The 10,578-nt window shown below is 63.2% G+C and carries 4 protein-coding genes and 1 pseudogene; 4 read left to right on the forward strand and 1 reads right to left on the reverse strand.

Translation table 11 applies throughout. The features are described from left to right. From EOA28_RS12310 to EOA28_RS12325, 4 genes and pseudogenes are all read left to right on the forward strand, one after another. Nucleotides 1-116: ribosomal protein L7/L12 (locus EOA28_RS12310; RefSeq protein WP_148670697.1), on the forward strand; the 116-nt coding region annotated here is incomplete at its 5' end. A 262-nt stretch (nt 117-378) separates the two neighbouring features. Further along, complete coding sequence (rpoB, locus tag EOA28_RS12315) at nt 379-4,515, forward strand: DNA-directed RNA polymerase subunit beta (protein WP_127252430.1); 4,137 nt, start codon at nt 379-381, stop codon at nt 4,513-4,515. Between the two features lie 184 nt (nt 4,516-4,699). Continuing rightward, nucleotides 4,700-8,895, forward strand: a pseudogene (rpoC, locus tag EOA28_RS12320) (DNA-directed RNA polymerase subunit beta'). A 180-nt stretch (nt 8,896-9,075) separates the two neighbouring features. Next, nucleotides 9,076-9,741, forward strand: a complete 666-nt coding sequence (locus EOA28_RS12325; protein WP_127252434.1) for an O-methyltransferase — start codon at nt 9,076-9,078, stop codon at nt 9,739-9,741. A 33-nt stretch (nt 9,742-9,774) separates the two neighbouring features. Here the strand turns inward: EOA28_RS12325 and EOA28_RS12330 are convergent. After that, nucleotides 9,775-10,578: Gfo/Idh/MocA family oxidoreductase (locus tag EOA28_RS12330; protein ID WP_148670698.1), on the reverse strand; the 804-nt coding region annotated here is incomplete at its 5' end.

Consider the following 10,578-nt stretch of genomic DNA (forward strand, 5'->3'; position numbering starts at 1 on the left):
CCAAGGACCTGGTCGAAGCGGCTCCGAAGCCGGTCAAGGAAGGCGTTTCCAAGGCCGACGCCGACAAGTTCAAGGCTCAGCTGGAAGCAGCTGGCGCCAAGGTCGAGCTGAAGTAATTAGGCGTGGGCGGACGGTCTCGCGCCGTCCGCCCCTCCCTTGGACTGAGGGAGACTTTGTTGCGCGAGGCGTTTGAAAACCTCTTTCCTGAGGGCCGAAAAGCGGCCTTCCGGAAACGGGTTTTCTCCCGTTTTAGCCGGTACCCGCCAAGCTGTTGGCAGTGCAGGCCGGAAAACAGATAGGGGCAGCCGTCGAGGCGGCCCGTTGGTGCAAGGCGAGCCGCGGCGAGGTTCGTCCCGAGTTTAGAGCTAAGGAGCGACGATGGCCCAGACCCAGACTTTCAATGGCCGCAGACGCGTACGCAAGTTCTTCGGAAAGATCCCGGAAGTTGCGGAGATGCCGAACCTGATCGAGGTTCAGAAGGCATCCTATGACCAGTTCCTGATGGTGGACGAGCCCAAGGGCGGCCGTCCGGACGAGGGACTGCAGGCCGTTTTCAAGTCGGTCTTCCCGATCTCCGACTTTTCCGGCTCCTCCATGCTGGAGTTCGTGAAGTATGAGTTCGAGGCACCGAAATTCGACGTTGACGAGTGCCGTCAGCGCGACCTGACCTATGCTGCGCCGCTCAAGGTGACGCTGCGCCTCATCGTGTTCGATATCGACGAGGATACCGGCGCGAAGTCGATCAAGGACATCAAGGAGCAGGACGTCTACATGGGCGACATGCCGCTCATGACGTCGAACGGCACCTTCATCGTCAACGGCACCGAGCGCGTCATCGTCTCGCAGATGCACCGCTCGCCGGGCGTCTTCTTCGACCATGACAAGGGCAAGTCGCACTCGTCGGGCAAGCTTCTGTTTGCCGCGCGCGTCATTCCCTATCGCGGCTCGTGGCTCGACATCGAGTTCGATAGCAAGGACGTCGTGCACGCCCGCATCGACCGCCGCCGCAAGATCCCGGTGACGTCGCTGCTGATGGCGCTCGGCATGGACGGCGAAGAGATCCTGTCGACCTTCTACAACAAGATCACCTACAAGCGCGCCGGCGACCATTGGCGCATTCCGTTCAACGTAGAGCGCTTCCGCGGCCTCAAGGCCGTCGGCGATCTGGTTGATGCCGACACCGGTGAAATCGTCGTCGAGCAAGGCAAGAAGATCACCGCCCGCCAGGCCCGCCAGCTTGGCGAAAAGGGTCTCAAGGCCATCAAGGCGACCGACGAGGATCTGCTCGGCAACTACCTCGCCGAGGACATCGTCAACTATGCCACCGGCGAGATCTTCCTCGAGGCCGGCGACGAGATCGACGACAAGACGCTGAAGGTGCTGCTCGGCACCGGCGAGGACGAGATCCAGATTCTGGACATCGACCACGTCAATGTCGGCGCCTATATCCGCAACACGCTCAACGTCGACAAGAACGAGAGCCGCCAGGACGCGCTGTTCGACATCTATCGTGTCATGCGCCCGGGCGAGCCGCCGACGCTCGAGACCGCCGAAGCCATGTTCAACTCGCTGTTCTTCGACAGCGAGCGCTATGACCTGTCGGCCGTCGGCCGCGTCAAGATGAACATGCGCCTCGAGCTCAAGGCCGAGGACACCGTGCGCGTGCTGCGCAAGGAAGACATCCTGGCCGTGGTCAAGACGCTGGTCGAGCTGCGCGACGGCAAGGGCGAGATCGACGACATCGACAATCTCGGCAACCGCCGCGTGCGCTCTGTCGGCGAGCTCATGGAGAACCAGTACCGCGTCGGCCTGCTGCGCATGGAGCGCGCGATCAAGGAACGCATGTCCTCGATCGAGATCGACACGGTCATGCCGCAGGATCTGATCAACGCCAAGCCGGCGGCCGCCGCCGTGCGCGAGTTCTTCGGCTCCTCGCAGCTGTCGCAGTTCATGGACCAGACCAACCCGCTGTCGGAGATCACCCACAAGCGTCGCCTCTCGGCGCTTGGACCGGGCGGTCTGACCCGCGAGCGCGCCGGCTTCGAGGTGCGCGACGTGCACCCGACGCATTACGGCCGCATCTGCCCGATCGAGACGCCGGAAGGCCCGAATATCGGTCTGATCAACTCGCTGGCCACCTTCGCGCGCGTCAACAAGTACGGCTTCATCGAAAGCCCGTACCGCAAGATCGTGGGCGGCAAGCTGACCAACGAAGTTGTCTACCTGTCGGCGATGGAAGAGGCCAAGCACTATGTCGCGCAGGCCAACGCCGAGCTCGACAAGAACGGCAGCTTCGTCGACGAGTTCGTCATTTGCCGTAACGCCGGCGAAGTGATGATGGCGCCGCGCGAGAACGTCGACCTGATGGACGTCTCGCCGAAGCAGATGGTGTCGGTCGCGGCGGCGCTCATCCCGTTCCTCGAGAACGACGACGCCAACCGCGCGCTCATGGGCTCGAACATGCAGCGTCAGGCCGTGCCGCTGGTGCGCGCCGAGGCGCCGTTCGTCGGCACCGGCATGGAGCCGGTCGTCGCCCGTGACTCGGGCGCGGCCATCGGCGCTCGCCGCGGCGGCGTGGTCGATCAGGTGGACGCCACCCGTATCGTTATCCGCGCCACGGAAGACCTCGATCCCGGCAAGTCGGGCGTCGACATCTACCGGCTGATGAAGTTCCAGCGTTCGAACCAGAACACCTGCATCAACCAGCGGCCGCTGGTGCGCATGGGCGACCGCGTCAACAAGGGCGACATCATCGCCGACGGTCCGTCGACCGAACTCGGCGATCTGGCGCTCGGCCGTAACGTGCTGGTCGCGTTCATGCCGTGGAACGGCTACAACTACGAGGACTCGATCCTGCTCTCCGAGCGCATCGTGGCCGATGACGTCTTCACCTCGATCCACATCGAGGAGTTCGAGGTCATGGCGCGCGACACCAAGCTCGGGCCGGAGGAAATCACGCGCGACATTCCGAACGTTTCGGAGGAGGCGCTGAAGAACCTCGACGAGGCCGGCATCGTCTATATCGGCGCCGAGGTGCAGCCGGGTGACATCCTGGTCGGCAAGATCACGCCGAAGGGCGAAAGCCCGATGACACCGGAAGAAAAGCTTCTGCGCGCCATCTTCGGCGAAAAGGCCTCGGACGTCCGCGACACCTCCATGCGCATGCCTCCGGGCACCTTCGGCACGGTCGTCGAAGTCCGCGTCTTCAACCGCCACGGCGTGGAGAAGGACGAGCGCGCGATGGCGATCGAGCGCGAGGAGATCGAGCGTCTGGCCAAGGACCGCGACGACGAACAGGCGATCCTCGACCGCAACGTCTACGCGCGTCTTTCCGACATGCTGGTCGGCAAGGAAGCGATTGCCGGGCCGAAGGGCTTCAAGAAGGGCTCGAAGCTGTCGAAGGACACGCTCGACGAGTATCCGCGTTCGCAGTGGTGGCAGTTCGCCGTGGAGAACGAGAAGCTCCAGGGCGAGCTCGAGGCTCTGCGCGGCCAGTACGACGAGTCCAAGAAGGCGCTCGAGCAGCGCTTCATGGACAAGGTCGAGAAGGTGCAGCGCGGCGACGAAATGCCTCCGGGCGTCATGAAGATGGTCAAGGTCTTCGTGGCGGTGAAGCGCAAGATGCAGCCTGGCGACAAGATGGCCGGCCGTCACGGCAACAAGGGTGTCGTGTCGCGCATCGTTCCGGTCGAGGACATGCCTTTCCTCGAGGACGGCACGCATGCCGATATCGTGCTCAACCCGCTGGGTGTGCCGAGCCGCATGAATGTTGGCCAGATCCTGGAAACGCATCTGGGCTGGGCTTGCGCAGGCATGGGCAGGAAGATCGGCGAGCTGATCGACGCGTATAAGGGTGGCGGCGACATCAAGCCGCTGCGCAAGACGCTGGAAAGCTTCATGCCGGCCAACGATCGCAACGAGCCGATCCGCGAGTATGACGACGAGAGCATCGTTCGCCTGAGCGAGCAGATGCGCCGCGGCGTCTCCATCGCGACACCGGTGTTCGACGGCGCGCACGAGGTCGACATCAACACCATGCTGGAGCAGGCAGGCCTGCACACCAGCGGTCAGTCGCAGCTCTATGACGGTCGCACCGGCGAGCCGTTCGATCGCAAGGTGACGATGGGCTATATCTATATGCTCAAGCTGCACCACCTGGTGGACGACAAGATCCACGCGCGTTCGATCGGTCCGTACTCGCTCGTCACCCAGCAGCCGCTGGGCGGCAAGGCGCAGTTCGGCGGCCAGCGCTTCGGCGAAATGGAGGTCTGGGCGCTCGAAGCCTACGGCGCCGCCTACACGCTGCAGGAAATGCTGACGGTGAAGTCGGACGACGTGGCCGGCCGCACCAAGGTCTACGAGGCGATCGTGCGCGGCGACGACACGTTCGAGGCGGGCATTCCGGAGAGCTTCAACGTTCTCGTCAAGGAAATGCGCTCGCTCGGCCTCAATGTGGAACTGGAAAACACCCAGGTCGAAGAGGCTCCGACGCGTCTGCCCGACGCAGCCGAATGAAGCCTATGGCGCGCCGCTCCAGGAAGCGGCGCGCCCCGAGCATGACCCCGAAAAGTGGCCACCGGTTTTCGGACAAGGTCATGCTCAACCAAGAAGTCTTCGGCCGGTTTGACCGGCCAGTCTGCGGACATTTCGTCCGCGATCGATTGAAGGGGTTATCGAGGACCCCGAAAAGGAGAACGGCATGAACCAAGAGGTCATGAATCTCTTCAACCCGCAGGCGCCTGCGCAGGTGTTCGATTCCATCCGGATCTCGCTTGCCAGCCCAGAGAAGATTCTGTCCTGGTCGTTCGGCGAGATCAAGAAGCCGGAGACCATCAACTACCGCACCTTCAAGCCGGAGCGTGACGGTCTGTTCTGCGCGCGCATTTTTGGCCCGATCAAGGACTATGAATGCCTGTGCGGCAAGTACAAGCGCATGAAGTACAAGGGCGTCATCTGCGAAAAGTGCGGCGTCGAAGTCACGCTGTCGCGCGTTCGCCGCGAGCGCATGGGCCATATCGAGCTAGCCGCGCCCGTCGCCCATATCTGGTTCCTGAAGTCGCTGCCCTCGCGCATCGGCACGCTGCTCGACATGACCCTCAAGGACATCGAGCGTGTGCTGTATTTCGAGAACTACATCGTCACCGAGCCGGGCCTCACCGCGCTGAAGGAGAACCAGCTCCTCAGCGAGGAGGAGTACATGCTCGCCGTCGACGAGTATGGCGAGGATTCTTTCACCGCCATGATCGGCGCCGAGGCCATCCATGACCTCCTGGCCGGCATGGACCTTGAGAAGATCGCCGGCGACCTGCGTTCGGAGCTGGCTTCGACCACCTCCGAGCTGAAGCAGAAGAAGTATCTGAAGCGGCTCAAGGTCGTGGAGAACTTCATGGAATCAGGCAATCGTCCGGAATGGATGATCATGAAGGTGGTTCCGGTGATCCCGCCGGACCTGCGCCCGCTGGTTCCCCTGGACGGCGGCCGCTTTGCGACCTCGGATCTGAACGACCTCTATCGCCGCGTCATCAACCGCAACAACCGCCTGAAGCGGCTGATCGAGCTGCGCGCTCCCGGCATCATCGTGCGCAACGAGAAGCGCATGCTGCAGGAAGCCGTCGACGCGCTGTTCGACAACGGCCGTCGCGGCCGCGTCATCACCGGCGCCAACAAGCGTCCGCTGAAGTCGCTGTCCGACATGCTCAAGGGCAAGCAGGGCCGGTTCCGTCAGAACCTGCTCGGCAAGCGCGTCGACTATTCCGGTCGCTCGGTCATCGTGACCGGTCCGGAGCTGAAGCTGCATCAGTGCGGTCTGCCGAAGAAGATGGCGCTCGAGCTGTTCAAGCCCTTCATCTACGCCCGCCTCGACGCCAAGGGTTTCTCCTCGACCGTCAAGCAGGCGAAGAAGCTGGTCGAGAAGGAGCGTCCGGAGGTTTGGGATATCCTCGACGAGGTTATCCGCGAGCATCCGGTGCTGCTCAACCGCGCGCCGACGCTGCACCGCCTCGGCATCCAGGCGTTCGAGCCGACCCTGATCGAAGGCAAGGCGATCCAGCTGCATCCGCTGGTCTGCACCGCCTTCAACGCCGACTTCGACGGTGACCAGATGGCGGTCCACGTGCCGCTGTCGCTGGAAGCGCAGCTCGAAGCCCGCGTGCTGATGATGTCGACCAACAACATCCTGCACCCGGCCTCCGGCGCGCCGATCATCGTGCCGTCGCAGGACATGGTTCTCGGTCTCTACTATCTCTCGATCGTCAACCAGAACGAGCCGGGCGAAGGCATGGTGTTTGCCGACATGGGCGAGCTCCAGCATGCGCTGGAGACCAAGGCCGTGACGCTGCACGCCAAGATCAAGGGCCGCTTCCGCACGGTCGACGCTGAAGGCAATGTCGTGTCGAAGATCTACGACACCACGCCGGGCCGCATGATCATCGGCGAGCTTCTGCCGAAGAACGTCAACGTGCCGTATGAGACCGCCAACCAGGAGATGACCAAGAAGAACATCTCCAAGATGATCGACACCGTCTACCGCCACTGCGGTCAGAAAGAGACGGTCATCTTCTGCGATCGCATCATGGCGCTCGGCTTCGCCCATGCCTGCCGTGCCGGCATCTCGTTCGGCAAGGACGACATGCTGATCCCGGACACCAAGCTGAAGCTTGTTTCCGACACCGAGGCTTTGGCCAAGGAATACGAGCAGCAGTACAATGACGGCCTGATCACGCAGGGCGAGAAGTACAACAAGGTCGTCGACGCCTGGGCCAAGTGCTCGGAAAAGGTCGCCGACGAGATGATGGCGCGCATCAAGGCGGTGGAATTCGAGGACAACGGCCGTCAGAAGCCGATGAACTCGATCTACATGATGTCGCATTCGGGTGCGCGCGGTTCGCCCACCCAGATGCGTCAGCTCGCCGGCATGCGCGGCCTGATGGCGAAGCCCTCGGGTGAAATTATCGAGACGCCGATCATCTCGAACTTCAAGGAAGGCCTCACCGTGCTCGAGTACTTCAACTCGACCCACGGCGCCCGCAAGGGTCTGGCCGACACCGCCTTGAAGACGGCGAACTCGGGCTACCTCACCCGCCGTCTCGTCGACGTGGCGCAGGACTGCATCGTCAACTCGGTTGATTGCGGCACCGACAAGGGCCTCACCATGCAGCCGATCGTCGATGCCGGCCAGATCGTCGCCTCGGTCGGCCAGCGCGTGCTGGGCCGCACTGCGCTCGACGACATCAACCATCCGGTCACCGGCGATCTGCTGGTCAAGGCCGGCAAGCTGATGGACGAGCGCGATGTGGAGCAGATCGAAAAGGCCGGCGTGCAGTCGGTCCGCATCCGTTCGGCGCTGACCTGCGAGGTCAGGACCGGCGTGTGCGCCGCTGCTACGGTCGCGACCTGGCTCGCGGTACCCCCGTCAACCAGGGCGAGGCCGTCGGCGTCATCGCGGCGCAGTCGATCGGCGAGCCGGGCACCCAGCTCACCATGCGTACCTTCCACATGGGCGGCACGGCGCAGGTGGTGGATTCCTCGTTCCTTGAAGCCTCCTATGAGGGCAAGGTGCAGATCCGCAACCGCAACGTGGTGCGCAACTCGGAAGGCCAGCAGATGGTCATGGGCCGCAACATGGCGGTGCTCATCCTCGATGAGACCGGCAAGGAGCGTGCCACGCACCGCGTCGCCTATGGTTCGCGCATCTTCGTGGACGATGGCGACAAGGTGAAGCGCGGCCAGCGTATCGCCGAGTGGGATCCCTATACCCGCCCGATCCTCACCGAAATCGAGGGTCGCGTGGCGTTCGAGGATCTGGTCGACGGCATCTCCGTTCAGGAAACGGCCGACGAGTCGACCGGCATCACCAAGCGTGAGGTCATCGACTGGCGTTCGACGCCGCGCGGCAGCGACCTGAAGCCGGCGATCGTCATCCAGGACGCCAAGGGCAAGGTCGGCAAGTTGTCGAAGGGCGGCGATGCACGCTTCCTGCTCTCGGTCGAGGCCATCCTCTCGGTCGAGCCGGGCGCCCATGTGAAGCCGGGCGACGTCCTGGCGCGTATCCCGATGGAAAGCGCCAAGACCAAGGACATCACCGGTGGTCTGCCGCGTGTTGCGGAACTGTTCGAGGCTCGCCGTCCGAAGGATCACGCCATCATCGCCGAGATCGATGGCACGATCCGCTTCGGCCGCGACTACAAGAACAAGCGCCGCATCATCATCGAGCCGCATGACTCGACGCTGGAGCCGGTGGAGTACCTGATCCCGAAGGGCAAGCCGTTCCATCTCCAGGACGGCGACGTCATCGAGAAGGGCGACTATATCCTCGACGGCAACCCGGCGCCGCACGACATCCTGGCGATCAAGGGCGTGGAGGCGCTGGCCTCCTATCTCGTCAACGAGATCCAGGAGGTCTACCGCCTGCAGGGCGTGTCGATCAACGACAAGCACATCGAGGTGATCGTTCGCCAGATGCTGCAGAAGGTCGAGATCACCACGCAGGGCGACTCGACCTACATCCCGGGCGACCACGTCGACGTGATCGAGCTGGAAGAGGTCAACGAGCGCCTGATCGAGGACGGCAAGAAGCCGGCCGAAGGTCAGCCGGTGCTGCTCGGCATCACTAAGGCCTCGCTGCAGACGCCGTCCTTCATCTCGGCCGCCTCCTTCCAGGAGACGACCAGGGTGCTCACCGAGGCTGCGGTTGCCGGCAAGACCGACATGCTGCAGGGCCTGAAAGAAAACGTCATCGTCGGCCGTCTGATCCCCGCCGGCACGGGCGGCACGATGAGCCAGATCAGGCGCATCGCAACCTCGCGCGACGAGCTCATCATCGACGAGCGCCGCAAGGCCTCCGGTGTCGAGGTCGCCGACCCGATGCTGACCGACATGGTCAACGCCGCGCAGTAAACGGCATGATATAAGAGAAGAAAGGAAGGGGCCCGCGCGGGCCCCTTTTTGCATTCAGAGCACGATCCTGAAAAAGTGGGTACCGGTTTTCAGGAAAGATCATGCTCCAACAAAGAACCAGATCGGGATGATGGATCTACGAGCGTCATCCCGATCTAACTTCACGAAGGAGGAAGAGCTATGAGCAGCAAGGCCTGGGCGGCAGTCGATGACTATATCGTTTCCTCGCTTTTCGAAGCGGACCCCGTGCTGGACGCCGTGCTTAAGGCCAACCGCGACCAGGGCCTTCCGGCCATCGACGTGTCGCCCGCGCAGGGCAAATTGCTGTCGCTGCTGGTGCGCATCCGAGGCGCGAAGACCGTGCTGGAGGTCGGCACGCTCGGCGGCTACTCGACCATCTGGATGACGAGGGGACTGCCGGCGGACGGCAAGGTGGTGACGCTGGAGCTCGTTCCGCACCACGCCAGGGTCGCGCACTCGAATTTCGAGCGGGCAGGGGTTTCCGACAAGGTCGACCTGCGGGTCGGCCCGGCGCTACAGTCGCTCGCCGCGCTGGCCGACCAGAATGCCGCCCCATTCGACCTGATCTTCATCGACGCCGACAAGCCCAACAACCCGAATTATCTCGACTGGGCGATGAAGCTGTCGCGCTCGGGCACGGTCATCGTCTGCGACAACGTCATCCGCGACGGAGCGGTCGTGAAGAAGAACAGCGGCGACGTCAATGTCGAAGGCGCCCGCGCCGCGTTTTCGTTCATCAGCGGTGACAAGCGGCTGGACGGCACGGCCATCCAGACCGTCGGCGCCAAAGGCTATGACGGCTTTGCCATCGCGATCGTAGAATAGGGATTTCGCTCGCTTCGGCGCTTTGCCGCTGACTCAGTCGAAAAACGCCTCGACCACATTGCGCTTGCCCAGCATGAAGGCGTCGGCCACGTGCTGCAGCGGCGCGAGGTCGACATCGGAAGTGCCCGTGCGAACGATCTCGGCGAAACGTTTGTAAAGCATCGGATATTCGGCTTCCGGCTCGTCGTGAATGACTTTGCCGTCGACGGCGAGCTTTGCGCCGCCGCCGGACAGGACCATCTTGCCCTTGTCAGTCTCGGCCAGGATGTCCCAGCTCTGCGGCCCGGTCTGCAACCAGTCGAGTTCCATCGTCACCGGCAGGCCGTTCGAGGTGCGGAAGGCGACATGCGCCGCGACCGGTGCCGCACGGTTTTCGGGAAAATCGAGCACTGCCGAGGTGATGAACATCGGCGGCAGGATATGCGTGGCGATCGACAGGGCGTTGATGCCCGGATCGAAAACGCCGAAGCCGCCTGGCTCCCAGATCCATTCCTGGTTCGGATGCCAGCGGCGCACGTCTTCCTTCCAGTTGATGGCGGCCGAGGTCAGCTTGGCCGAGACGAGGAAGGCGCGCGCGGCCTCTACCGCCGGCGCATAGCGCGAATGCCAGCTGGCAAAGAGCGAGACGCCGTTCTTGTCGGCCAGCGCCTTGAGATGCTCGACCTCGCTCACCGTCGCGCCCGGCGGCTTTTCGAGGAACACATGCTTCTTCGCCTCCAGCGCGGTGCGTGCGGCGTCGTAGCGGAACTGCGGCGGCATGCAGAGCGAGACCGCCTGGACACCAGGTTCAGCCGCAAGCATCGCCTCGATCGTCGGATAGTTCGGGATACCGTCGAC

The organism is Mesorhizobium sp. M2A.F.Ca.ET.067.02.1.1 (assembly GCF_004023285.1).
Classification (GTDB): Bacteria; Pseudomonadota; Alphaproteobacteria; order Rhizobiales; family Rhizobiaceae; genus Mesorhizobium.